At 40.3% G+C, this 26,248-nt stretch carries 22 protein-coding genes; 6 read left to right on the forward strand and 16 right to left on the reverse strand.

Annotation, left to right across the window (positions count from 1 at the left end):
• Position 1: 1 nt before the first annotated feature.
• The 5 genes from D0S24_RS09910 to uvrC form a co-directional block, all read right to left on the reverse strand.
• Positions 2–961: a tryptophan 2,3-dioxygenase family protein gene (locus D0S24_RS09910; RefSeq protein WP_117019711.1), complete on the reverse strand. Its 960-nt coding sequence runs from the start codon at positions 959–961 to the stop codon at positions 2–4.
• A 1-nt stretch (position 962) separates the two neighbouring features.
• Complete coding sequence (locus tag D0S24_RS09915) at positions 963–1,790, reverse strand: DUF3108 domain-containing protein (RefSeq protein ID WP_117019712.1); 828 nt, start codon at positions 1,788–1,790, stop codon at positions 963–965.
• Between the two features lie 424 nt (positions 1,791–2,214).
• The gene (hppD, locus tag D0S24_RS09920; RefSeq protein ID WP_117019713.1) at positions 2,215–3,357 is read right to left on the reverse strand and encodes a 4-hydroxyphenylpyruvate dioxygenase; all 1,143 of its coding nucleotides are present in this window, start codon (positions 3,355–3,357) and stop codon (positions 2,215–2,217) included.
• A 479-nt stretch (positions 3,358–3,836) separates the two neighbouring features.
• On the reverse strand, positions 3,837–6,092 hold the full coding sequence (locus D0S24_RS09930) for a patatin-like phospholipase family protein (RefSeq protein ID WP_117019715.1): 2,256 nt from the start codon (positions 6,090–6,092) through the stop codon (positions 3,837–3,839).
• Between the two features lie 17 nt (positions 6,093–6,109).
• Entirely contained in the window at positions 6,110–7,897 is a 1,788-nt protein-coding gene (gene uvrC / locus D0S24_RS09935) for an excinuclease ABC subunit UvrC (RefSeq protein ID WP_117019716.1), read from the reverse strand.
• A 576-nt stretch (positions 7,898–8,473) separates the two neighbouring features.
• Here uvrC and D0S24_RS09940 point away from each other — a divergent pair.
• Positions 8,474–9,034: a 5-formyltetrahydrofolate cyclo-ligase gene (locus D0S24_RS09940; protein WP_117019717.1), complete on the forward strand. Its 561-nt coding sequence runs from the start codon at positions 8,474–8,476 to the stop codon at positions 9,032–9,034.
• Here D0S24_RS09940 and D0S24_RS09945 read toward each other — a convergent pair.
• The 5 genes from D0S24_RS09945 to D0S24_RS09965 all read right to left on the reverse strand — a co-directional run bounded on the left by D0S24_RS09945 (position 9,006) and on the right by D0S24_RS09965 (position 15,210).
• Entirely contained in the window at positions 9,006–9,656 is a 651-nt protein-coding gene (locus tag D0S24_RS09945) for a lipoprotein signal peptidase (protein WP_117019718.1), read from the reverse strand. The genes D0S24_RS09940 and D0S24_RS09945 overlap by 29 nt on opposite strands.
• 34 nt (positions 9,657–9,690) lie before the next feature.
• Positions 9,691–10,311 (reverse strand): hypothetical protein, encoded by a 621-nt coding sequence (locus tag D0S24_RS09950; protein ID WP_117019719.1) that lies wholly within the window; start codon positions 10,309–10,311, stop codon positions 9,691–9,693.
• A gap of 35 nt (positions 10,312–10,346) precedes the next feature.
• A complete protein-coding gene (locus tag D0S24_RS09955; RefSeq protein ID WP_031445713.1) occupies positions 10,347–10,730 on the reverse strand; it encodes a TraR/DksA C4-type zinc finger protein in 384 nt (127 codons plus the stop codon).
• 4 nt (positions 10,731–10,734) lie between these two features.
• Entirely contained in the window at positions 10,735–14,136 is a 3,402-nt protein-coding gene (ileS, locus tag D0S24_RS09960) for an isoleucine--tRNA ligase (RefSeq protein WP_117019720.1), read from the reverse strand.
• A gap of 126 nt (positions 14,137–14,262) precedes the next feature.
• A complete protein-coding gene (locus tag D0S24_RS09965) occupies positions 14,263–15,210 on the reverse strand; it encodes a DUF4382 domain-containing protein (protein WP_117019721.1) in 948 nt (315 codons plus the stop codon).
• A 230-nt stretch (positions 15,211–15,440) separates the two neighbouring features.
• Between D0S24_RS09965 and D0S24_RS09970 the strand changes: the two genes are divergently transcribed.
• Positions 15,441–15,806 carry a hypothetical protein gene (locus tag D0S24_RS09970; protein WP_117019722.1) on the forward strand — a complete coding sequence of 122 codons (366 nt, stop codon included), beginning with the start codon at positions 15,441–15,443 and terminating at the stop codon, positions 15,804–15,806.
• Positions 15,807–15,858: 52 nt separating this feature from the next.
• Here D0S24_RS09970 and D0S24_RS09975 read toward each other — a convergent pair whose 3' ends face one another.
• The 4 genes from D0S24_RS09975 to D0S24_RS09990 form a co-directional block, all read right to left on the reverse strand.
• Positions 15,859–18,267, reverse strand: a complete 2,409-nt coding sequence (locus D0S24_RS09975) for a TonB-dependent receptor (protein WP_251795761.1) — start codon at positions 18,265–18,267, stop codon at positions 15,859–15,861.
• A gap of 1 nt (position 18,268) precedes the next feature.
• Positions 18,269–18,988 (reverse strand): DNA repair protein RecO, encoded by a 720-nt coding sequence (gene recO, locus D0S24_RS09980; protein WP_117019724.1) that lies wholly within the window; start codon positions 18,986–18,988, stop codon positions 18,269–18,271.
• A gap of 114 nt (positions 18,989–19,102) precedes the next feature.
• Positions 19,103–20,446 (reverse strand): NADP-specific glutamate dehydrogenase, encoded by a 1,344-nt coding sequence (gene gdhA, locus D0S24_RS09985; RefSeq protein WP_117019725.1) that lies wholly within the window; start codon positions 20,444–20,446, stop codon positions 19,103–19,105.
• 103 nt (positions 20,447–20,549) lie between these two features.
• Entirely contained in the window at positions 20,550–21,704 is a 1,155-nt protein-coding gene (locus D0S24_RS09990) for a cystathionine gamma-synthase (protein ID WP_117019883.1), read from the reverse strand.
• Positions 21,705–21,792: 88 nt separating this feature from the next.
• Between D0S24_RS09990 and D0S24_RS09995 the strand changes: the two genes are divergently transcribed.
• Complete coding sequence (locus D0S24_RS09995) at positions 21,793–22,539, forward strand: DUF3298 and DUF4163 domain-containing protein (RefSeq protein WP_117019726.1); 747 nt, start codon at positions 21,793–21,795, stop codon at positions 22,537–22,539.
• Between the two features lie 8 nt (positions 22,540–22,547).
• On the opposite strand, the gene D0S24_RS10000 is transcribed toward D0S24_RS09995, so the two are convergent.
• Positions 22,548–23,015 (reverse strand): DinB family protein, encoded by a 468-nt coding sequence (locus tag D0S24_RS10000; RefSeq protein ID WP_251795762.1) that lies wholly within the window; start codon positions 23,013–23,015, stop codon positions 22,548–22,550.
• 115 nt (positions 23,016–23,130) lie between these two features.
• Here D0S24_RS10000 and D0S24_RS10005 point away from each other — a divergent pair, with 115 nt between their 5' ends.
• Both D0S24_RS10005 and D0S24_RS10010 read left to right on the forward strand, forming a co-directional pair.
• Positions 23,131–23,484, forward strand: coding sequence for an arsenate reductase family protein (locus D0S24_RS10005; protein ID WP_117019727.1), 354 nt, complete (start codon positions 23,131–23,133; stop codon positions 23,482–23,484).
• Complete coding sequence (locus D0S24_RS10010) at positions 23,481–24,383, forward strand: DMT family transporter (RefSeq protein WP_117019728.1); 903 nt, start codon at positions 23,481–23,483, stop codon at positions 24,381–24,383. Before D0S24_RS10005 ends, D0S24_RS10010 begins: the two co-directional genes overlap by 4 nt.
• Positions 24,384–24,518: 135 nt before the next feature.
• Here D0S24_RS10010 and D0S24_RS10015 read toward each other — a convergent pair whose 3' ends face one another.
• Positions 24,519–24,995, reverse strand: a complete 477-nt coding sequence (locus tag D0S24_RS10015) for a thioesterase family protein (RefSeq protein ID WP_117019729.1) — start codon at positions 24,993–24,995, stop codon at positions 24,519–24,521.
• Positions 24,996–25,117: 122 nt separating this feature from the next.
• Here D0S24_RS10015 and D0S24_RS10020 point away from each other — a divergent pair, with 122 nt between their 5' ends.
• A complete protein-coding gene (locus D0S24_RS10020) occupies positions 25,118–26,092 on the forward strand; it encodes a nitronate monooxygenase family protein (RefSeq protein ID WP_117019730.1) in 975 nt (324 codons plus the stop codon).
• The last annotated feature ends 156 nt before the right edge of the window (positions 26,093–26,248 follow it).

The following is a 26,248-nucleotide window of genomic DNA, read 5'->3' on the forward strand; positions in this document are numbered from 1 at the left end:
TCTATACTTTTTCTGGGTTAAAGATATGGTCTACCCATTGTTTTCCCCAATTATTTAACTCTTGTTTTGTGTACAATTCCGGAAAAAATACAACTTTCTGAAAACTTGGGGGCAAATATTCCTTCCAATTTGTTCCGCCGGTAGCTTCAATCTGTGCATTATCTTTGGTCAAATAACGATATGCCGATCCCATATGCATCAGTGGCCAGTTTATGTTTGCATTAACGTCCAAAGCTTTTAACGCTTCTACCAAGGTTTTATTATCCTTACTTTTCCGGGGCAATTGTTGGTATTTATGATAAATGGTGCTGTTGCTCACTTGATTGGCAATTCGAATCAATCTCGGTGTATAACGGTATTCAAACTGCTTTAAGGTAAGCGTTTTTTCTCCGGTAACCAGATCGGTAGCCCCTTTTTTCCAATAGATGTGTTCGTACAACTCCTCAATACTGTTATTGGATGAGAAATTATCCCTTTCAGAAAATTGAACCAAGTTTTCCATGGGGGTGGCGTAAAGCTCAATCATTCTGTATTGGGCCGACTGAAACCCGCTGGCTGGAAGTAAAGCCATTCTATATTGCATAAACTGCTCCCTTTGCATGCCTTTTATCATAACGCTGAAAGAAGAGATAAGGACCTGGTAATAACTATTGATGCGATTTGCCTTCTCTATAAAGAAATCCACATCTTGGGTCTTATCGTCCACAATTTGCTTTTGCTCGTGAAGAATAAGTTTAAAATACAATTCTGTGATCTGGTGATACATTATAAATATCTCCTCGTCCGGAAAATGGGTCCTAGGTACTTGGATACTGAGTAATGTATCCAGATGTATATAATCCCAATAAGTTAGATATCGCTGATATAAAAGTCCATCCAAATAAGAGCTTAAGTCTTGTCCAGAATCCTTGTATTTTTCTTCTAGTTTGGAAATCTGGGAATCAATATGCTCTTTATTCATTTTAATCCATTATTATTTTAAATTGGTGCTTGAGTCCGTTGTATCCGTCCAAATCGGCCTTTATGGACCCAACACTCAATTCTGCCTGTATCCTTATGGGAATTCTATTATTGTCGTTGGATACCCATAGGGACAAACTTTCCTGTTCCTTGAAGACCCGTCCGGATTGCACATAAGGTCTAAACTTTAGGCATTCCACCTTTCCATATTTTGTTTTTAAAACTTCCTTGCCCAAGTATTTAAGCTTAAATTTAAAAACCCCATCATCGTCATATAAGAGGTCTAATTCTAAGGACTCCCCTTCAACCAAATCTTCTACTTTGTAATTGTTTCGCAGAAAATAAAATGCCGAAACCAAATCCTGAATGCCCTCTTGAATGGTAAAATTAAACTTTTTATCCTTTTTTTTATCGTTTAATACCGCAATATCCTTCTGGTAATTAAAATTTACCTCGATATCCTTGGTATATCCACCTTCATCAATTTTTCTTATAAATTTATAGGGCCTACCATCTTTTTTATCAAAAAAGCTCTCATAGGTATCATCTACCTTAAAAAAAATACTGGCAAAGCCGGTCGTTTTACCATTTCCTACCACATGATAGACGGGAACACCGTCCAAATTGTAGGATTTTACCTGAAGCGTAGCGTAACTGGCATTTAGGATTCCGTAATGTATTCTAAACTTAAGCCATTCCCCTGTTTTAAATGCAGAGGTACTCTCTGTATTTTCAGGCAAATACCCCTCCCCAACATTTTCCGGTTGCTGAACTTGGGAATTGATGGTAAATCCAAATATTAAAACTAGTACAATACAAATTTTCTTCATCTGTTTAAATTCATCCGATTACAGAAGGTACTATCTGTCCAATTTATATATAAGCGATCTTGATTTTGATAGCCAAGGGCGGCCATATGTTGCAAAGGCCTATGTAACACTTCATTACTCCTGTAAAATTAATAAAAACGATTTTACCTTTCTTTTATTTGATATTACTTGAACAAAATTTGTTCCAAAAATTGGCACATAAAAAAAAGCCCAGTCGCAAAACTGGGCTTTTCCTAAATAACCAACCAAACTTTAAATTATGAAAAACCAATACTTAAAGTTGTAAGGGAACCACCCCTTACGAGTACAAATTTAATACAAGATTGCCTTTAAAAATAAGATTTAACTTACTTTAACGATTCTGTTAACACTATTTAATAATTGGATGCCTAAAATTGGCAAAAAGTTAAGAAAAGGACTCCTTTTATAAGGTTCCTCGGGACTCTTGTTCCCTTTCTATCGCTTCAAACAATGCCTTAAAATTTCCCTTCCCAAAAGATTTTGCACCTTTTCTCTGGATTATTTCAATGAACATGGTTGGCCTGTCCAAAATAGGCTTGGTAAAGATTTGGAGCAAATACCCCTCATCATCCCGATCTATAAGTATCCCAAGCTCGCCTAAAGCCGCCAGGTCCTCATCTATGGCCCCGACCCTATCCAAAATACCCGTATAATAGCTGGAGGGTACGTTCAGAAACTCAACACCCCTATTTTTAAGAGCGCCCACCGTTTCAATAATGTTGTCGGTGGCCAATGCCATATGCTGTACCCCTGCACCCTTATAAAATTCTATATACTCTTCTATTTGGGATTTCCTTTTTCCGTCCGCCGGCTCATTTATAGGGAATTTAATTCTCCCGTTCCCATTACTCATTACCTTGCTCATTAGAGCTGTATACTCGGTAGAAATATCTTTGTCATCAAAGGAGACCAATTGGGCAAACCCCATTACTTTGGCGTAGAACTGGCACCATTTGTTCATTTCGTTCCAACCCACATTGCCTACAATATGGTCTATGTGGTTGAGGCCAACATGGGATGGCTTATAAAAAGGATTCCATGGCCTAAACCCCGGCATAAATGCCCCCCTATAGTTCTTGCGTTCCACAAAAACATGCACGGTTTCCCCATAGGTATGGATTCCGGATGTAACCACCTCCCCATCCTTATCCTTTTTGGATCTGGGCTCAAAGTAACTTTCGGCCCCACGTTTCATGGTTTCCACATAACTCTCCCTAGCATCATTTACCCACAGGGCAATTACCTTTACCCCATCACCATGCGCATCTATATGCCTATTGATATCCCCTCCGGATTTTAAGGGGGAAGTCAAAACAATTCTAATCTTGTCCTGTTGTAGCACATAGGAAACCCTATCCTTTAATCCCGTTTCCAATCCCGAGTAGGCCAAGGGTTGAAAACCCCATGCAGCCATGTAGTAATATGCGGCTTGTTTTGCATTGCCCACGTACAGTTCTATATAATCGGTGCCAAGCAGTGGCAGAAAATCCTGGGCTTCCAGATTTTCATTTGTTAATTTCACAGAGGTTTTATCAGTAGTTGCCATAGTAATTAGTAATGGATTTTGAATTGATTTTATGCTTATTTAGCCAAGTCCTTAGCTTATGAACTCATTTAAACTTTTTTAAATTGGACATAAAATAGCAGATTCCTGCCCGTTCCGGATCGGGCGGGTTCGCTTCAATCAGAAAAGTTTAAATAAGTTCAGTATTTAAAGGAAGGTTATCCAGAAAAGTTGAAAACTAAACTTGGACAACTTACACATTGCGTTAAATTACCACATAGCCCTAAGATGGGCCGTAATATCAATTCTAAATTGTAGCATAATCAAAATCCTAGTTAACAAATATCGGAATAAATGTTGGCTTAAAATGTTAAGAAATGTCCTTATAATTTCAAAAAATGCGGCCAAAGGCCCTATGAAGTTTTCCTTCCGTAGCCCTGCTATGCAACTCAAAAAAGCCTTCAAATAGGTCAAAAAACACCTAATTTTCGCTAGAAAGCAAAAAGTCTAAATCACTTCATTTAAAACCAATAACCAACACTAAAAAAGAAGTGGTTTTCCTTAATTTCGGGAGAATAGGAATAAATCACTTGAATTGGCCCAATAAACGATTCAAAACCATAACCCAGTGCATAACCCGTATATTGGGGAGGCTTGAACCAATCTGCCGTTCTAAAAAGGTCATCGCCAATATTGGCAACATTTGCCGCCAACAATATGTGGTTCTTGGGAGCAAACTCAAAATCTAATCGGCCATAGGCCTTTACATAACTATTCCCCACCAGACTTAAAAAATCGTAGCCATAAAAAGGTGCAAAATTATTTATTAAGTGGGTCCCAAACCCTCCCAACACAAAATCGAGGGAGGTGATAGGGGATATGCCCCATTTAAAACCCCCTTCCGATTCCAGATTAAGATAGAGGTTCTTAGCTATGGAAAATGCCCCGCCCAACTTGGCCTTGCCAATTGAAAATTCCTTGAAATTATTGTTAAAATCGGATGATAGGATATAAAAATGAAAATCCCCGTCAAAATATACCCCTTTGGTCGGGAAAAAAATATCATCATAGGTGTCAAAAGTGAGCTGCCCATAGGTACTATAATAATTACTATTTTCAAAATAAGTTCTCTTGTTTGGGGGAGTAGGCGTACTAATGGTGTCCAACTGCCCTAAAGTTCTGGTGCTCAGTTTCAGTAATTTGTGTTCCACACCAATGGTAAAGGCAAATTCTTCCTCTATTACTGTCTGTAAATATACCTGATTGGTCAGGTCTGAGGCGCTTAGGTTTATTTTTCTAATGTTGGAGTTATTATCAACATCAAAATTGGATTTTATCAGATCAAAATTCACTTCCTTATTAAAATCATCGAACCTGGAATTTATTCCAAAACTCCAATAAAAGCCCTTGTCCACATAATATTCCATATTATATCTTAGATTGTCTCCAATGATAAAATCTACCGAGGCTACATCATCGTCCATCAACACATTTTTCCTGGTGAGGTTTACTATACCCGCACTTTTGTAGAGATCATCAAAGTGGACCCCTAGGCGAATGAACATTTTATCTGGGTTTTCCCTTACATTCAAAAGCAGCTCCACACCTTCCCCATTATTGAGCAATTCGTACTTAATGGACCTGAAATTTCCGGTAGCGGATAAATTGTTGATTCCCTGCTGCAATTCTTTAAAGGTAATCCTATCATCTACGTTTAATCTTAACTTACCCTTGATATAGGCCCTGGAGTAATTATAATTTCCTTTTATCGTCAAGGCACTGACCAATAGGGTATCCTTTACCCCAGCAGCTATAATCTTGGACCTCTTACTATTGGGGTCCTTGGAAATTTTCAACAATTCCACCATATGCAATCTGGCTGCTTCCTCACCCTTACTAATGATTGCCTTTCCCATATCAAAATCGATTACCGAATAATCCCTGATATCCGGGGTGATATAAATATCGGTCTGGACCGATTTCTTTTGCATTTCCCTGACCGTTCTGTAGTTGTTTATCTGAAGTAGTATTTCCGTTGCGCTCAACAGCGATTCCCTATCCGACAGCCCATGTTGTACATCCACCCCTATTACCACATCGGCACCCATCTTCTTCAATTCGCCCACAGGATAATTATTTACCACCCCCCCATCTATCAATATCCTTCCATTGATCTCCACTGGCCTAAAAAGTGAGGGAAACGTACCACTGGCCAAAATTGCCTCCGGCAAATACCCTTTATCCAACAGTACCTGATCTCCGGTTTCCACATCGGTCGCAATACATAAAAATGGGATAGGAAGTTTACTAAAATCATCAACATCCTTAACATGGTACAACAACCTAACAAACTCGTTGTAAATACTTTGCCCTCCCGATATTGCTTGGGGAATGGATATTTTAAACTTGTTGAACGGAAGTGTCAGGGCATATCTTTCCGAATCTTCCTTCTCATAAAATGTCTTGGCACTTCTGGGCACATTGTCCTGGATCAATGATTCGAAATCCGTATTTTTAAAAATAGAATCCAATTCATTTGCAGAGTAACCGGAAGCGTAGAGCGCCCCTACAATGGCACCCATACTGGTCCCTGTTATATAGTCTATTTTAACCCCGGCCTCTTCAATTACCTTTAGGGCACCAATATGTGCCAAACCTTTGGCACCGCCCCCACTCAGGACCAGACCTACCTTTACATCCTTACTCTCCAAATTTTCCTGGGATAGGATAAGGTGTGGAAAAATCAACATGCAATATATAAGAAGCGACTTTAACATAAAGTTAATACAGCGGTTTAATGAAAGGATTCATAAATTTTCTTGGCTTTGGACATTCCAATAGTCTGGGCCAAATTCTCTAAACTGGCCTCCTTTATTCTTTTTACGGATTTATAACTTTTCAACAACTCTTCCACAGTTTTATTCCCTATTCCTTCAATACTTTCCAATTCCGAATTAATAGCGGCCTTACTTCTCTTATTTCTGTGAAAGGTAATCCCAAATCTATGGGCTTCGTTTCGCAATTGTTGGATTATTTTCAAGGACTCCGACTTCTTATCCAAATATAAAGGAATAGGATCTTCCGGGAAGTAAATTTCCTCTAATCTTTTGGCGATACCAATAATGGCTATTTTTCTTCTTAAACCAAGGGCGTCCAAACTTTTTAGGGCGGATGACAGCTGGCCCTTGCCTCCATCGATTACAATAAGTTGGGGCAATGACCGCCCTTCTTCAAGAAGTCGCCTGTACCTTCTATAAACAACTTCCTCCATGGAGGCAAAGTCGTCCGGACCCTCAACCGTCTTAATATTGTAATTACGGTACTCTTTTTTTGAAGGTTTGCCATCCTTAAATACCACACATGCCGCCACAGGGTGGTTACCTTGAATGTTAGAATTATCAAAACACTCAATATGCCTAGGTTCCATGGAAAGTCGCAGATCCTTTTTCATTTGCCCCATTATCCTATTGGTATGTCTGTCCGGGTCAATTATCTTTATTTGTTTAAACCTATCCTGCCTAAAGAATTTGGCGTTGCGTTCCGATAGCTCCAATATCTTTTTTTTATCTCCCAGTTTGGGTACTACCACCTTTAGGTGGGATTCCAGTGCCACCTCAAATGGAACATAGATCTCGGTTGACTGGGAATTGAAGCGCAATCTAATTTCAATTATTGCCAATTGGAGCAGATCTTCATCCGTTTCATCCAATTTCTTCTTGATTTCCATGGTATGGGAACGTATAATGGAACCATGGGACAATTGTAGAAAATTAACATAGGCGAAGACCTCATCTGAAATTATGGTAAACACATCCACATTATTGATCTTAGGATTTACAATAGTGGTCTTAACTTGATAGTTTTCCAAAACCGCTATCTTATCCTTTATAAGCTGTGCTTCTTCAAATTTCATCTCACCGGCCAACAACTTCATGCGACTTCTAAAATAATGCAGGGAGGATTTGAAATTCCCTTTTATAATTTCCCGGATCTCCTGTATTTGACGATTATATTCCTCCTCTATTTGATACCCTTCACATGGACCCTTGCAATTTCCCAAATGGTACTCCAGACAAACCTTGTATTTCCCGGCCGATACTTTATCTTGTGCAAGATCATAATTACAGGTACGCAAAGGGTAGACGCTTTTGATAAGATCCAACAGGGTATGAATGGTTTTCATGCTTGTATACGGTCCAAAATACTCCGATCCATCCTTGATAAATTTCCTGGTAGGAAAGATTCTGGGAAATTTTTCATTTTTTATGCAAATCCACGGAAATGTCTTATCGTCCTTAAGCAAAACATTGTACCTGGGACGGTATTTCTTAATTAGATTATTCTCCAACAAAAGCGCATCGGATTCGGTAGGCACTACGATATGCTTGATAGACTTTATTTTCTTGACCAGCACACGGGTTTTTCCCTGCCCGTGCGTTTTATTAAAATAGGAGCTAACCCTTTTTTTAAGGTTTTTGGCCTTGCCAACATATAAAATCCTGTCCTCTACATCATAAAATTGATATACCCCGGGATTGTTAGGAAGTGAACTTAACTGTACTTCTATGGGTATATGGGACATCTATTCAGATATTTTTTCTTTACTAAGGAAAATTAATATGTTTTTGGCAAAGGACACAAAGATTATTGTTTTTTAACTAGGAAGTTGGGATCCCTTCCATTAAATTTTGAAACCTGTCATTTTACAAAAATGCTCCATTACTACAGATAAAACACTTTTACTACCTGTTAAAATTTAACATTCAATCCAATAATATTCGCTAAGTCGAAAAAAATGTCGATTAAATACATAGTCTTATTAAATTATAGTTATCCTTCAGGATTTTATAATTTATTGATAAGCAGTATATTACAAAAATATGATAGTAAAATTCCATTAACAAATAATTCAATTTCCTAAATATTTGTTAAATATGATGTATTTCGTCGATAAAACGATACGCTTTATGGAGCATTTCATATATTTTTAATTATATTTAGAAAATTAAAATTATTTAACGCATGGACAACTATATAATAACCTTGGGCACCTACTTAATTCTTATGCTTTTTTTCAAAATTTATTATGCCGTGGTCTCCAAGGAATAGTGTTCTGAATTAAACCCTGCCCCAAAAGCCCCGAGTTTAACAAACCCCTATGTTGAAAAAAGATTTGCGTTTAATCTACACCGAACGCCGAGAAAATCTTCCTTCACGAACAATATCAGATTCAAGCTTGTCCATAGCCAATCGGCTGCTTCAACTACCTATTTGGAATTATTCCTATTATCATTTGTTCCTTTCCATTACGGAAAAAAAGGAAATCGATACCAGTTACATCATGTCCATTTTACAGGGTAAGGACAAAAATATCCTTCTTCCGAAAATGGTGGATAACCAAAATCTCGTGAATTATTTACTTACCGATAGTACGCGCATAAAAAAAAATCGCTGGAACATCCCTGAACCAACAGATGGAATAGAAGTGCCACCTGAAAAAATTGATGTTGTCTTCATGCCTTTAATGGCTTTTGACAAAAAAGGCCACAGAGTGGGTTACGGTAAAGGATTTTATGATGTACTTCTAAGCAAATGCAGACCCGATGTTGTTAAGGTGGGACTTTCCCTGTTTACGGCAGAAGAAAAGATTGAGGATATAGGTACGCACGATGTACCCTTGAACTTTTGCGTTACTCCTGATCGGATTTATAACTTTTAACGTCATCCGAATTTTCCCCAAAGGCCCTCTTATTAAATACGATTAAAATCCCCACACCCGTACTTATTGCGGTATCGGCAATATTAAAAACGGGTTCGAAAAAACGAAAATTATTGCCTCCTACCATAGGAACCCAATCTGGCCATACGGAGTCTATCATAGGAAAGTAGAGCATATCTACCACCTTTCCATGGAACAAACTGCCATACGGTTCCGATGAAAATGCCGTGGCTACCTGTGAATAGCTATCGTTAAAGATCATCCCGTAAAAAACGGAATCCAAAATATTTCCGAGTGCCCCGGCGAATATAAGGGATACCGCCAGTATTAAGGTTTGTGAAGATTTCTTTTTTATGGTATCGAACAACCAATAACCTATTCCAACGATCGCGAACAACCTAAATATGGTAAGTACCAGTTTTCCAACTTCATCGGATATGGGGAGTAAATCACTCAGTTTGGTCCCCCAAGCGGCACCTTCGTTTTCTATAAACAAAATCTTGAACCAACTAAAGACATCTACCGACTCTCCCAAAACAAAGTTGGTCTTAATATATACTTTGCTTATCTGGTCTATAACCAAAATGGCTATTATGATTACTAGGGATTTTTTTAAACTCATTACTTAAAGCATAGATTCGGCAAAAATAAACATATTATTCGGTTTTCCTTATGCCGATTTCCCCTGTTACGGAATTAAGGGTAAAATGATCATCCCCTGAGTCAAAATCTTCCCGTTTAATTTTTCCATACTTTGTAGAAGCCAAAATTTGGGCATGTGCTGCAATTACCTCAATATTTCCACTTTGGGTATGGACATCCACATTTTCCCCCCTTACATTTAAAGTGCAGCTCCCATCGGACAAACTAATTTTTAGATCGGCATAATGCCCCCTAACGTCCACATTGGTACTGTTACCGTATACCGTAACCTTAAGGTTTTTGGGGATCGATATCTTTAAGGAAATGGAAATAACCTTGTGGGCACTCAATTTATCGTTTGGGAAAACGAAATTGGGATGAAAACCGCTGCTGACCAATACGGTTGTACCCTCTTGCTTTACATTTACCAATACATCCTGTAAATACTCTCCGTCTATCACCGATTCCACAATTATCCTAGAAGTATCCACTGTTTCCAAAGCAAGTGAAAAACAATTCTTACTATCGATCTGGATAAAGGATACATTGGTATTATCAATGGTTTTGACAATTTTTTTTTGGGCGTGTAAAACGCCATGGCCCAGTAGGAAGATAATAACGGCAACCAGTCTCATATAACAAAAAACGCCTTTAAAGGCGTTCTTAAATTTTAGGATTGCATATTTTTCGCTTCAATACTCAAGGTTGCATGGGGCACTAGCTTAAGTCGCTCTTTGCTGATCAGCTTTCCCGTAACCCGGCAAATGCCATAGGTTTTGTTCTCTATGCGCAACAAGGCATTCTTCAAATCCCTAATAAATTTTTCCTGACGAATGGCCAACTGGGTATTTGCTTCCTTGCTCATGGTTTCAGAGCCTTCCTCAAAAGCCTTGAATGTTGGCGATGTATCATCCGTGCCATTATTGCCATCGTTCATATATGAACTCTTTAAGAGTTCCAAGTGACTTTTTGCTTTTTCAATTTTTTCCTCGATCAGGACTTTAAACTCGTTTAAATCCTTATCCGCATACCTTACTTTTAATTCTTCGGCCATAATCTTAATGTTTTACTATAAATAATCTAGTATTAACCTCGTCGAAAGCCACTTCAATTCCCATTTCCAAGCTTTCTTCAAAATTAAGTTCTGCTGCCAAGGTCTCGGTTTTAATATATGCCATATTACTTTCTACCGCCTCCTGGACAAATCCATTTTTCAATAATTTAATATCTATTTTATCTGTCACTTCAAAACCCGATTCCTTTCTCAGGTTTTGAATTCTATTGACTAGTTCCCTAGCAATACCTTCTTTTCTAAGGTCCTCATCGATAGAAATATCCAGGGCCACCGTTAATGGACCTGAACTTGCTACCAACCAACCTTCTATATCTTGGGAGGAAATTTCTACATCCTGTAACTGTAAAGTAATACTTTTATTATCAAAATGCAGTAAAATTTCGCCTTCCTGTTCAATTTTCTGGATATCATTTTGATTCAATAACGCCATAGCACTGGCGATCAACTTCATATCCTTCCCAAACTTTGGTCCCAAAGTTTTAAAGTTTGGTTTTATCTGCTTGACCAAGATCCCCGAAGCGTCATCCAACAATTCTATCTCCTTCACGTTTACTTCAGACTTTATTAAACCGGCCACAGCTTCAATTTCCAACCTTTGTTTATTATCCAGTACCGGAATCATTATCTTTTGCAATGGTTGGCGTACCTTAATCTTCTCCTTTTGTCGAATGGACAGGACCAGGGACGATATGGTCTGGGCCTTTGCCATTTTACTTTCCAGTTCCTTATTTACCAATGAGGCATTATATATAGGAAAATCGGCCAAATGTACGCTTTCAAAAGGCTCTTTCTGTGTTGTATTTGTTAAATCTTTGTATAATCTATCCATATAAAATGGAGCCACCGGTGCGGAAAGTTTTGCCACAGTGATCAAACAGGTATACAATGTTTGGTATGCCGATATTTTATCTTTTTGGTAGTCCCCTTTCCAAAAACGCCTTCTGCTCAGGCGCACGTACCAATTGCTCAGGTTTTCCTGTACATAGTCCGATATGGCCCTGGTGGCCTTGGTGGGCTCATAATCTTCATATGCCTCGTCCACTGTTTTGATCAAGGAGTGCAGTTCCGATAAAATCCATTGATCTATTTCCGGTCTTTCATTTAAGGGAATATCTTCTTCCGAATAATCAAAACCATCTATGTTCGTATACAGGGCAAAGAAAGAATAGGTATTGTACAGGGTGCCAAAAAACTTACGTTTTACCTCTGCAATACCCTCTACGTCGAACTTTAAATTATCCCACGGATTTGCATTGGAAATCATGTACCACCTTGTGGCATCGGCCCCATACTCGTCCATAGTTTCAAATGGATCTATTGCATTGCCCAAGCGCTTGGACATTTTCTTACCTTCCTTATCCAGTACCAAGCCGTTGGAAACTACATTTTTATAAGCCACGGAATCGAATACCATGGTGGCTATGGCGTGCAGGGTATAAAACCACCCACGGGTCTGATCCACCCCTTCCGCAATAAAATCGGCCGGGAAGGTCTTCCCTTCATCGATCAGTTCCTTATTCTCAAAAGGGTAGTGCCATTGGGCATAGGGCATGGAGCCACTATCGAACCATACATCTATAAGGTCGCTTTCGCGTCTCATAGGCTTTCCGGAAGGAGACACCAAAATTATTTGGTCCACAATATTTTTATGCAGATCTACTTTGTCATAATTGTTCTCGCCCATATCCCCAACAACAAAATCCAAAAAGATTTCCTTTCCCGAAACTCCTGCTGCCACTGCCTTTTTCATTTCTTCCTTGAGTTCGGCCACAGAGCCTATAATTAATTCCTCTTTGCCATCTTCCGTGCGCCATATGGGCAGGGGAATTCCCCAATAACGGGAACGGGACAGGTTCCAATCATTGGCATTGGCCAGCCAATTGCCAAATCTTCCCTCCCCGGTAGCCTTGGGCTTCCAATTAATGGTTTGGTTTAGGTTGAACATCCTATCCTTGATATCGGTGACCTTTATAAACCATGAATCCAAGGGGTAATAAAGGATTGGTTTATCCGTACGCCAACAGTTGGGATAACTGTGAAGGTATTTTTCTACCTTAAAAGCCCTGTTTTCTTCCTTTAGTTGAATAGCAATTTCAACATCCACGGACCGCTCCGGTGCTTCCCCATCGTCATAATATTCGTTTTTTACATATTTCCCGGCATATTCCCCCATTTCGGGCCTAAACCTACCCTGCAGATCTACCAAGGGTACTGGATTGTTGTTTTCATCCAAAACCAGCATGGGCGGCACCTCCGGTTCCGCCAATTTTGCAACCAGGGCGTCATCTGCCCCAAAAGTAGGTGCCGTATGAACAATCCCCGTTCCGTCTTCCGTGGTAACAAAATCCCCGGCAATGACCCTAAAGGCATTTTCCGGATTTTGATAGGGCAGCGCATAATCCATGAGCTGCTCGTATTTTATCCCAACCAAGTCCTGCCCTTTGGTGGCCATAACTATTTTATATGGGATTTTCTTGTCCTGGGATGAAAACTTTTTAAAATCGGCATCGATTTCCGCTTCAAAAAATTTACCGCTAAATTGTTTCCCCACCAAAGATTTGGCCAAGACAACGTACATTGGATGAAAAGTATATTGATTGAAGGTTTTTACCACAACATAATCAATCTTGGGACCTACGGTCAATGCCGTGTTGGATGGCAGGGTCCAAGGTGTGGTCGTCCATGCCAAAAAGAATATATCACCGTCTACTTCCTTCAAATTCTGTGGTAAGGTAGCTTTATCCGCTTTAAACTGGGCTACCACAGTGGTATCCGTAACATCCTGGTAGGTACCGGGTTGGTTTAACTCGTGGGAACTTAAGCCGGTTCCTGCCTTAGGCGAATAGGGCTGAATGGTATACCCCTTGTAAATAAGGCCCTTGTTGTAAATCTGTTTCAACAGCCACCAAACAGATTCCATATACTTGGACCTGTAGGTAATATAGGGGTCTTCCATATCTACCCAATACCCTACTTTTTCGGTCATGGAGTTCCATACATCGGTATACCGCATAACGGCCTTCTTACAGGCCGCATTGTATTCTTCAACCGATATTTTGGTGCCTATGTCTTCCTTTGTAATGCCCAATTCCTTCTCCACCCCCAATTCTATAGGAAGGCCATGGGTATCCCATCCGGCCTTGCGCTTCACCTGAAAACCCTTCATGGTCTTATAGCGCGGAAAAATATCCTTAATGGTCCGTGCCATTACATGGTGAATTCCCGGCAATCCGTTTGCAGAAGGTGGTCCTTCAAAGAAAACAAAACTATCCCTGCCTTCCCTGCTCGCAACACTTTTCCCAAAAACATTGTTCTCCTTCCAAAAGTGCAATTCCTCCTCAGCAATTTTCGGTAAATCTAAACCCTTGTATTCTGCGAACTTCATAATAACTGCTTCTTATGCTACATTTTAAGTTTGCAAAACTAATGATTTTTAGTGTAAAATGATTCTGTTAAAAGCAAAAAGCCCCTTTGAAAAGGAGCTTTTTAAAAATTTAAGCTGTTGTTAAAATTATTTTGTCCCGGTTACGGTAACATTTGCACTTATCTGGATGGCCGAGCTTACCTCTATAGCCCCTAAATTAAGCCCTGTAGTGGACTCCGCATTCAACAAAGCATTAAAGTGGAACCCGTTGTTATCATCTTCATTATAGGAAGCAAAAATTAATTCGTATTCTCCTTCTTCCAAGAAATCCAGACTATAGGATCCACTTAGGCCTTTAACCTCTGCACTGGTTATGGCATTGGCAAAGGTAACTTCGCTCTCCCCTTTTCCCTTTGTTTCGATATCGGCATTGAAAGTTCCTTTTTTGTAGGCATAGACAATAATCTTGTCCGATGTATTGTTGGCATCATTGGCACTACCTGAAATTTTTCCGGTCAATTCTGTGTTTACCGTTCTTATTCCTGCAGTTAACTCTGCCATGGTTACAAAATTGAAATCTTTGGACAATCCGTCTTCCTCTTCCTGAATAGTTTTTCTAAGGTCGAAATCTATCACGATTACATTATCGGCATTGGCCAACACCTCAAAGGTATCGTTTATGGTAATTTTGTTAGAAGAAGCGACCAAAGCATCTTTTTCGCCATTTGCCTTTTTTACATAGCAGCCTGGAGCATCACCATTAACATCCTTATCAAAATCCAATTCAAAAACAATGTTGGAATAGGATTTAGCCTGCAGATCCAAATTTCCCAAAGTTTTTGTTTCACCATTTACCAAAGCGGCCAAGTTTACGGTTGTTGCATTAAATCCCTCTAAAGACTTTCCGTCTACGGAAACATTGGAAATGGTAACAAAAACAGCCTCCACCTCGGCGTCGTCTATAGGTGCATCGGTAACTTCAAAGGATGTATTATACGATTCCCCCTCCATGGCAGCGTCGTCGTCTTTGCTACATGACACCATCCCTACTAAAGCCATTAAAGCCAATCCTGAAATCTTTAAATAATTCTTCATAATAATTTAATTTTAAACATTTGCCTATATAACAATCAAATCCCGTCCTCCCCTACCTATAAAATCTCCCCAAAAAGTCAATTTTGGTCTAGAAACCTGATTTTCAGAAACCTAAACGATTAATTTTCTTACAAATATTATTTGTTCCAAGGAAAGCTTATATGGTCTAAATCCACAATTTTTTCGTATATATCGGTATTAAATTCAAATTAATTTCTAAAACTAACAACATGAAAAAAGCAATTTTGAGTTCCATTTTGATGATGGCTATCGGTATTTCATTTGTATCCTGCAGGGAAACACAGGATAAGGCCAAGGATGCCATGGAAGAAACAAATGATGCATTAAAGGAAGTTGGGGAAGATATGAAGAAAGTTGGGGAAGAGGTAAAAGGTGCCGCTTCCGAAACCTTGGAAGATGCCAAGGAGAGTGCGAAGGAAATGGGAGAAGACATGAAAGAAGCGGGTAACGAGGCAGTAGATAAAACAAAAGCCGCCGCAAAGGAAGTAGGAGAAGATGTAAAGGACGCCGCGAACAAAGCCGCAGATAAGACCAAGGCCACTGCCGAGGAAGTCAAAAAGAAAATTCAGGAATAACTTTTACTATTTTTCAAAACATAAGTCCGGTATTAATATATCGGACTTTTATTTAAAAGGCATAGCCTACTCCCAAAATTAAATTAATTCCCGGTGCCACAATTCCCGAAGAATAGGAACGATATCTTTGATCGGTAATATTTTCCAAATTCGCGGTAAAATTAATGATATTGGAGAGCTGATATTGTGATCTAAAGTTTAAGGTATACCAAGAAGGGGAATAAGGATTGCCGTCTTGGTCCACCGCATAAATATAGTCCTTTGTTCTTTCGGACATGGACATATCCCGATAACTGATTTCCCCATTAAAATTGGCAAAAAGGTCGGTTTTTAATTTTTGGTGTTTCCAAACTATATGAAAATCGCCAAAAGTTGGGGCCACATGTCGGCTCGGCGTGTCCGTCCCATCTTCCTCCTCTTCCATTCCATGGGTAAGGGTAAGGTTGGCATTCATGGACAAGCTCTCGGTCAAGAAGGCGTCTAATCCAAATTCAAAACCGTAAACATAAGCCTTTGCCGCATTCTGTATTGCTTGGACATTTTGTAATTCCCCGTTGTAAATTATTTCGCTGTTCCCGTTAAATTGAAAATCCCTTCGGACTAGGGCATCCACTAAATAAGTATAGAAGGAGGCTCCCTTTAGCATCAGTCTGTCATTAAAATTTTTTTGGATCCCTACTTCCAAATTATAGGCGTACTCGGGTTCCAGATCCGGATTGGGAACCACCACTGATCCAGGTTCCGAATCGAATATCTTACCAACGTCATCTATATTCGGGGCCCTAAACCCCGTAGACCCATTAAATGTAAACTGTAGATCCGATTTGGGAAACCAGCTAAATCCCAAGCTTCCCGTTAGGGCGCCAGTACTAAGATCGGCATCATTAAAGGGGAAAGAATAAAAAGTTGGATCAAAAACAGCATCGATCCATACATGACTATATCTCAGTCCGGATAGAAAGGTGAAGTTGGGCTTGGCCCTCAACTCACCACTAATATAGCCTGCAAGTGTTTGCCAGGTAGCATTGTCAGGATATCTCGATGCAATGGGCGAGGCTGCCATGGCCCCTATATTATACTCATTGCCTACAGAGCCTATTTTATTAAATATATATTCCCACCCATAGTAAAGCCTAAGACTTCCAATACGCTTATTTTCAAAATCGACGTTCGCAGAAATGGCATCCACATCCTCCTTGGTCCTATACCTTATGGCATCGCCAAAATCCCTATTGTTCCTACTTTCCACAAAATTTTGATAGGCAGTTGTTATTTTTAGCCCGTCATAAAACTTTCCCTTGCCGTTTTTATAGAATTGCAGGTTCCCCATAAACCATTTCTGCGGACCGTAAAACCATTCCGCGGACCGCAGGCCAAGCCCGTCCGGGGAAGGTCTGATAAGCCTATCGTAACGGGAATAATCGGAAGTTTCGGAATAATATGCGCTGAGATTGATATTCCAATTGCTATTGGGCCTAAAGAGCACTTTTTGCATTATATTAATTTGATCATACCCCGAAGGGACCTGTTTTTTGGGGCTTTTATTTTTCCATAATTCATCCTGTCCATTTTCCGTGACTACGTATTGGTTCCTTAAATAGGAAGTAGGCCCATGTGACCCCATTTTTAGATTTCCGAAGTTGTTATAAGTAAGGCTGCTCAAAAATGCCCATTCCCTTTTGCCCAAATTAAAATCTAGATGTAGGGTGTTTTCGTTATTGGCCGAAGAATACCTATAATTTGATTTTCCAAAAAACCGTATACTATCCGTCTTTGAAAGTTGAGGGCTGTTAGTGTAAAAATTCATGACCCCACCAATGGCATCGGAACCGTAAATTACGGATCCAGGGCCAAAAATTACCTCGGTACTTTTAATGGTAAAGGGGTCAATGGAAATCACATTTTGAATGTTACCCCCCCTGAATATGGCATTGTTCATACGAACACCGTCTACGGAAAGCAACAATCTATTGGTTGCAAAACCCCTTATCATTGGACTACCACCTCCAAGCTGGCTTTTCTGTACAAATACCTTTCCGCTATTTTGAAGAAGATCTGCCGAGGTTTGTGGGGCCGTAAAATCTATAGTTTTGGCATTCATCAATGCTATTTTCTGAGGAATATCCTTTCTCTGCTGTTCCCATTTAGAGATAGACATCACCACCTCGTCCAACTGCTCCGCAACCAATGCCATGTAGAGCTTTCCCTTTTTCAATACTTGAGACTTGGTACTTCTATAGTTCTGGTAGCCTATATGGGTGAAGGTGATCCTTTCTCCCTGATTAAATTTAGATAGGTCGCATTTACCATCAGAATCGGAAATGGCCGTTTTGGATCTATCCAAATTATAAACGATAACATTGGGAATAGGCTGATGGTCCCCATAGTCCAAAATCACAATTTCCTGCCCCAATGCGCTTCTGAATATTAGGAGGGCAATTATGAAAATTATCTTTTGCATATCAGCTAAAAACTTCATTCAACACAGCCAATGACTTCGGCTTTCTAAATCCCTGCAAATGTAATTCAAAATAAAGGACTAGATTTCCCAGCAGTTCCTGACGGTTCTTTTTGTTAAGTTTAACAGAATGTATTGCATCAAAATTTATGCCCAAAAGCTTTTTAAAGTGCTTTAAATTCTCCCCTTCCAAGATTGGATTTAAGGAGGGCGATTTTATAAACTCGCCCTCCACAAGATCAAAGTACAAATAATCCATATTATTGGTGTCCGGGTAAAAACCAAAATACTTGGTCAATGATATTAAAAAATAGAGATGAAAATTAGCAAATTCATCATGCGAATCCAACCATTGCAAGGCCGCTTCAATAAAATGGAACAGACTTTCATTGGCCTCTTCCTCGTGAATACTGTTGCCCAACATTTCTGCCAAGAAAAATGTTAGGGCGTTCTTGGCAATATCCGTGTGTAGCGACTCGTAATGATACCCTACCTTGGCTTCGATAATACTTTCCAATGTTCCCTTGTTCTTATGGGAGACGATCAGGTCCAATTGAAGCAAAGGTTGAAAATATGCTGTTTTTAACTTCCCTTTTTTTGAGGTAAGGACCCCTCTTAACAAATAGGATTTTATTCCGTCCGAGAAAGTAAATATTCGGACAATTAAACTGGTATCCCCATATTTGATGGACGTTAAAACAATTCCTTTGGTAGCAACCTGCATAACAAATATATCTTGGCACAAAGATAGCACAAAGGGACCCTTAAGGTAATGAAAACCATAAGGGTCTTGGAAACCACTTGGATTTCAATTGCAAATATGTGGGCCTATTAAACTTTAAATCACACCCTGAGCCAACATGGCGTCTGCCACTTTCACGAACCCGGCAATATTTGCCCCCTTAACATAGTTGCAATACCCGTCTTCTTCCATGCCATATTCTATACAGGAATCATGAATATCCTTCATTATTTTTTGAAGACGTTCATCCACTTCTTCCCGAGTCCAACTAATACGCAATGAATTCTGTGACATTTCCAGACCTGAAGTGGCTACCCCACCGGCATTGGATGCCTTTCCAGGGGCAAATAGGATTCTGGCCCCATGGAAGGCATGTATTGCTTCTGGGGTCGATGGCATATTGGCTCCTTCGGCCACACAGATACATCCGTTTTTTAGCAAGGTCTTGGCATCCATCCCGTCCAACTCATTTTGGGTCGCACATGGCAGGGCTATAGCACAAGGTACCTCCCAAGGAGTCTTTCCTTCATGGAATTCTGCGGATGTATATTTTTCCAAATAATCGGATATTCTTCCACGTCTTTTGTTTTTGATGTCCATAACGAAGGCCAGTTTTTCCCCCTCAATACCATCCCTGTCATAAATATAGCCGCTAGAATCCGAAAGGGTTACCACCTTGCCCCCCAATTGAACCACTTTTTCAGCGGCGTATTGCGCTACATTGCCCGATCCGGAAATTACCACGGTCTTTCCCTGAACATCATCCCCTTTGGATTGCAACATGCTTTGGGCAAAATAAACGGTTCCATATCCTGTAGCCTCCGGCCTTATTTTTGATCCGCCCCAAGAAAGGCCCTTCCCCGTCAATACCCCGGTAAATTCATTTCTGATCTTTTTATACATCCCGAACAGATACCCTATTTCCCTTGCCCCAACACCTATATCGCCCGCAGGAACGTCCGTATTGGACCCAATGTGCCTACAAAGCTCCGTCATAAACGCGTGGCAAAAACGCATTACCTCATCATCCGATTTTCCTTTTGGATCAAAATCGGACCCACCTTTTCCGCCACCCATAGGTAGGGTTGTAAGGCTATTTTTGAAAACTTGCTCAAAAGCCAGGAATTTTAGAACACTTGCATTTACGGTAGGGTGAAACCTGAGTCCCCCTTTATAAGGACCAATGGCAGAATTCATTTGAATCCTATAGCCTCTGTTTACATGAATTTTACCATTGTCGTCCACCCAGGAAACCCTAAAGGAAATTAACCTTTCCGGCTCCACCATTCTTAATAATATACTCTTTCCATTGTAGATTTCATGATTGCTAATGTAGGGAATAACGGTTTCCGCCACTTCCTGCACCGCTTGTATGAATTCCGGTTCATGGCTATTGCGCCCTTTTACCTCATCCATAAAGGCATTTATCTTGTCTTCCATAAATCTAATTTATTGCTAATTGTTGATAAATATCGAGTTTAACCGCAAAATTATATTATTTATATAATTTAAACCTCATTTTTTTAAAAATATGATAAATTATTTATTCTATGGCCTGACGCAGGTCCTCAATTAAATCTTCGCTGTCCTCTATACCCACGCTAAGTCTGATAAGGGCATCTACCACTCCGCTTTTTTGCCTTTCCTCCTTCGGGATACTGGCATGGGTCATACTGGCCGGATGACCTGCCAAACTTTCCACCCCGCCCAGGGATTCTGCAAGGGTAAACAACTTTAAATTTTCAACAATCTTAATGGCATCTTGGTAATTGCCCCCTTTTGGAACAAAGGAGATCATGCCACCAAAATCCTTCATTTGATCCTTTGCCACCACATGATTGGGATGATCCGGAAATCCTGGCCAAAATACTTTTTCAATTTTCGGGTGATTGGCCAAATATACTGCCACGGCCCTTCCATTCTCACAGTGTCTCTGCATCCTTACGTGCAAGGTCTTTATTCCCCTAAGTACCAAAAAGCTGTCCATAGGTCCGCATACGGCACCACTTGCATTTTGAATAAAATACAATTGGTCCGCCAGCTCCTTATCCTTTACTACCAGAGCCCCCAAGACAACATCGCTATGCCCGCCCAGGTATTTTGTTGCCGAGTGCATCACAATGTCGGCCCCCAAATCTAAGGGCAGTTGCAGATAAGGGGTAGCAAAAGTGTTGTCCACAGCAAATAGGATCTTATGTTTTCTCGCCAATTGGGAAACCAACTTAATATCAATAATATTCATCATTGGATTGGTAGGGGTCTCTACCCAGATAAGCTTGGTATTTGCACTAATGTGTTTCGCTATTTCCAAGGTATTCTGCATACTTACAAAATGGAATACGATACCGAACCTTTCAAAGATTTTTTTGAAAATCCGATAACTGCCCCCATACAGATCACTGGTAGTAATGACCTCGTCCCCGGGGCCCAACAATTTAATAACCGCATCAATAGCCGCCAATCCACTGCCAAAGGCCAAGCCGTAATTCCCGTTTTCAATACTAGCCAAGGAATTCTCAAGTGCCGTCCTTGTAGGATTTGCACTTCTGGAGTATTCGTATCCCCTATGTCCGCCCGGGGTATTTTGGGCATAGGTTGAGGTCTGGTAGATGGGGGGCATAACTGCCCCATAAGCCATGTCGGGAGCCTGCCCCCCATGTATGGTCCTGCTATTGAATTTTAATCGTATCTTGCCCATATCTAAATTGCTATATACAAAGGTACCTTTATCTTTTTGGGAACACAATGATATTGTAGCTTTGTAACTTTCAAAAACAATCGCTTTAATGAAAATTAGGTTTCCCTATTTGTTGATCGTTTTATTATTATTATGGAATTGTGAAAAAGATCACCGGCTCACTTTTGAACCCCTTGATTTTAAAACGGAAAATTGTAATAATTGTCCGAAGGTAACCATCCACATTCCTAAAGCCATGGATGAAAGCCCAATAAGCGGCATCATAAACAATTCGGTGAAAGAAGAGATCATTTCCCTGCTTATATATGATGATAGAATAGAAGCTGCCACTATAGAAGAAGCTATACAATCCTTTAAGAACGGATATTTGGAATTAAAAAAAATGTATCCCGATGAACCAGTGGGCTGGGAAGCCGATATAGAAGGAAAGGTGACCTATGAGGATAAAAACCTACTGACCATCCAGGTCAATTCCTATTCCTTTACAGGTGGGGCCCACGGTTTTTCATCTACCCGATTTTTAAATTTTGATAAGGCAAAAGGATTGGAAATGGAAAACATGGAAATTTTTAAGGATCCTATGGAATTTCAAAAATTTGCCGAGGGCAAATTTAGGGACCAAGAAAAAATTCCGGCTACCGGCTCAATAAATGCCACAGGGTTTATGTTCGAGGACGACGAATTTTACCTTCCGGAAAATATTGGATTTACCCAAGAAGGCCTACAGTTGTTATACGAACAATATGAAGTGGCCTCCTATGCGGAGGGCCCCATTATTTTAATCTTGACATATAAGGAATTGGAGCCCTACCTAAAATTTAAGAGAGAATCATAAAGCTGCCCCTAGGATACCACTTTGAGCAAGGATAAAATGGCTCCAAGATGAAGGCCTTCGTGATATAGGTTGAAAATAATGGCATCCTCCACCGAGCTCAAAGTAACATTGGCACTTGTAGTGTATTCGGTATATCCGTTAAATAATCCTTTCCTATAGTCCTCTTGCATCCTTTCAACTGTGGGCAATAGTAAATTCGCCACTTGTTCCATCTCCTCCTCCGTAGCGGTACCATCCGGTATGCTTCCCTTTTTAAACTTTTCCACCAAAGCCCCGTTCACCTGCATGGGCTGTCCCCCAAGCTTGTAAACCAATAGTTGTTGTGTTACGACAACATGGGCAATATTCCACCAAATATTGTTGCGGAAGCCTTGTGGAATTTGTAGTAGAACCTCCTTTGGAGTCTCCTTTAAAAATTTATATAACCTTTTTCTGTTTTGAAGCGTTACGTTGAATGCGTTTTCCAAGGTTGCCATTTTTTCAATTATTATTTGTTTACAATTAGAGCCAAAAATAGTACAATTCAATGTAATTGGGTTTCTTTGCAGGGCGAAACTATAAGGAGGAACCGATATACAAAATGAAACCAGAATGAAAAAGATATTTCACCTGAGTACCTGTGATACCTGCCAAAAGATTTTGAAAGAGTTGGAGCCACCCGGTAATTTTATCCTTCAGGACATTAAAACAGAAGCCATTACCCCGGAACAATTGGAAAATATGGCGAATTTGTCCGCGAGTTATGGAAGTTTGTTCAGCAAGCGTGCGCGACTCTATAAAGAGCGAAATTTGAAGGAACAAAAACTAACGGAAGCAGACTACAAGGCCCTGATCCTTGAACACTATACCTTTTTAAAACGCCCGGTCATTGTTATGGACAACGATATTTTTGTAGGGAATAGCAAGGCCGTGGTAGCTGCTGCCAAAGCAAAAATAAATTCGTGAACAAACGAACCCTAGCTATACTGGCCGCCTTGGGCGCCACTACTATTTACGGTTTAAACCACACTATTGCCAAGGGGGTGATGCCTACCTACGTAAAACCATTTGGATTTATTTTCCTTAGGCTTTTAGGGGCGACCCTTCTTTTCTGGGGCATTTCCTTTTTTGGTCCAAAAGAAAAACTGGAACGGCTGGATTGGGGAAGATTATTGGTTTGTGCCTTCTTTGGAATGGGCATCAATATGTTATCCTTCTTTAAGGGACTGGACCTTTCAACCCCGATCAATAGTGCGGTACTCATCACCATTACCCCCATTCTTGTTGTAATATTATCTGCCCTTTTTATCAAAGAGAATATTAGCCTGCAGCGGGGCATAGGTGTTTTTATGGGCCTGATAGGGGCACTCACATTAATTTTGTTCGGTGCCGAAATTAGACAGGATGCCAGCAACATTCCCTTGGGAAACCTGCTGTTTATAGTTAATGCCACTTCGTATGGGCTGTACCTTATATTGGTAAAAAAACTCCTCGAAAAGTACCACCCTTTCACCCTTATGAAATGGATGTTCTTGATAGGGCTTATAATAACCCTTCCCATAACCTATTCCCAATTTACAGAAATTCAATGGGGGCAGCTTCCTGTGGAGGCTCTTGGAGCCATCGCTTTTGTAATTATTGGGACAACCTTTTTAACCTATTTGTTCAATGTTTTTGCCCTGACCCAATTAAAGGCTTCTACGGTAGGGGTTTTTATGTACTTACAACCTTTGATAGGAATCATCTTTGCAATAATTACAGTAAAGGACCATCTTACTTTAATAAAATTTACTGCAATAATTTTGGTGTTGATAGGCGTGTACCTGGTTAGTAAACTACCTCGGGGCAAGCCCTCCAGGCATTAAAAGAAACTTTATTTTTAGATTTCGACGCCCGCCTGGACAGATACGGGCAGGCAAGCGTCGGAACACCTGCCTGCGGCAGGCCCGTCCGACTGGCACGGGCGGACAGGTTTAAATCTCGATTATCGAGTAAACAAGTTAGGCCAAGTCCTTAGGCCCCACCGCAAACTTACGGGTATCCTCTTTGGTCAGCACTTTAAACCCTTCTGCCTTTGGAACCTTGTTAAAGGCCGATAGGAACTCGGTCCCCAGACCTATTAAACTCCTTGCTCTTAAATCTATCCATGCCCCCATGATTTGGCAGTGGGCAAAATTCTTGCCATTTCCATCATAAAAATTATGATGGAACTCAAAGAACATTCCGTCCTCACTTAGTCCCACCAGTTCCAAAGAGACCCTTACCGGTTTTCCTAAAAATGCCTCCTTAAAATAATAAATATGTTCATGGAATACCACCGGCCCCATATTGTTCCGGGACATCGTCTTTTGGTCAAATCCCAGTTCCAACAAAAAAGACATCCTGGTATGGCTCATAAAATTTAAATAGGCGGAATTGGCCATATGGCGATTGGCGTCCACATCGCTCCACCGAATTTCGAATTCTTTTAAATACATTCTTTTTATTTAGTACATTTGAATTATTATGCATGCATAATAATTCAAATGTACTATTTTTTATAAAAATTTGAATATTTTAGTTATCCAAGTTTTTCAAATGCTTTAAATCCATCATCAATATGAGCAAAAAATCCGTTTTTATAAAAGAGCTGGCATTACCTGTGGTAGCTGCACCCATGTTTCTTATTTCTGGGCCCGAATTGGTCATCGAATGTTGTAAAAATGGAATAGTTGGCACTTTTCCCGCCCTAAATCAGCGTACTACGGAAGGTTTTGAGGATTGGTTGGTAGAAATTAAAACCGAACTAAAGAAATTTGAGGAAGAAACAGGAAAGAAGGCCGCTCCATATGGGGTAAATTTAATTGTGCACCCTACCAATCCCAGATTGGAAGCCGATTTAAAAGTTTGTATTAAGCATAAAGTGCCTTTAATAATTACCTCCTTGGGTGCTGTGGCACAGCTAGTCGACGCCATACATAGTTACGGCGGACTTGTCTTTCACGATATCATTAAAAAAAGACATGCGGAAAAAGCTGCCGAGGCCGGAGTGGACGGATTAATTTTGGTCGCCGCCGGAGCCGGGGGACACGCCGGTACAATAAACCCCATGTCCTTGGTTGCGGAAATAAAAAAATTCTACGATAAAACCATTTTACTCTCCGGCTGTATCAGTACCGGTAGGGATATTGCCTCGGCCATACAAATGGGGGCGGACCTGGCCTATATGGGCACGCGATTTATAAATACCCAAGAAAGTAGAGCCTCGGAAGAATATAGGCAAATGATCATAAAGGCCGGGGCCAGCGATGTGGTCTACACTGCGGCAATATCGGGCGTACATGCCAATTTCTTGGGAGCCAGCCTCAAGGCGGCCGGGATTTCGGAAGAAGATTTAAAAAAAGACAGAAAGATAGATTTTGGGAAAGAGCTGAATACGGAGGCCAAGGCTTGGAAGACCATTTGGTCTGCCGGACAGGGAGTTACAGCTATAGACAATGTAGAATCTGTTTCAGAATTGGTGGCAAACCTAAAATCAGAATTTAAATCGGCCATTGAAGATCAGATCAAGATTTTGGATATTTATCCTAAATAGGACCTATCCCCTTAAAGAGGTTTTAAAGACTCGGATCAATTATGTGCAACTTCTAAATCGCCCGAAAACAGTGCTCATTTCGAAGTGACTGTTTTATCCGGTCGAGTGCATCCACATGGATATAGGTAGAGATCTTTTACAGAAGTGGTCAGGTTC

The organism is Arenibacter sp. P308M17, from assembly GCF_003426735.1.
Lineage (GTDB): Bacteria > Bacteroidota > Bacteroidia > Flavobacteriales > Flavobacteriaceae > Arenibacter.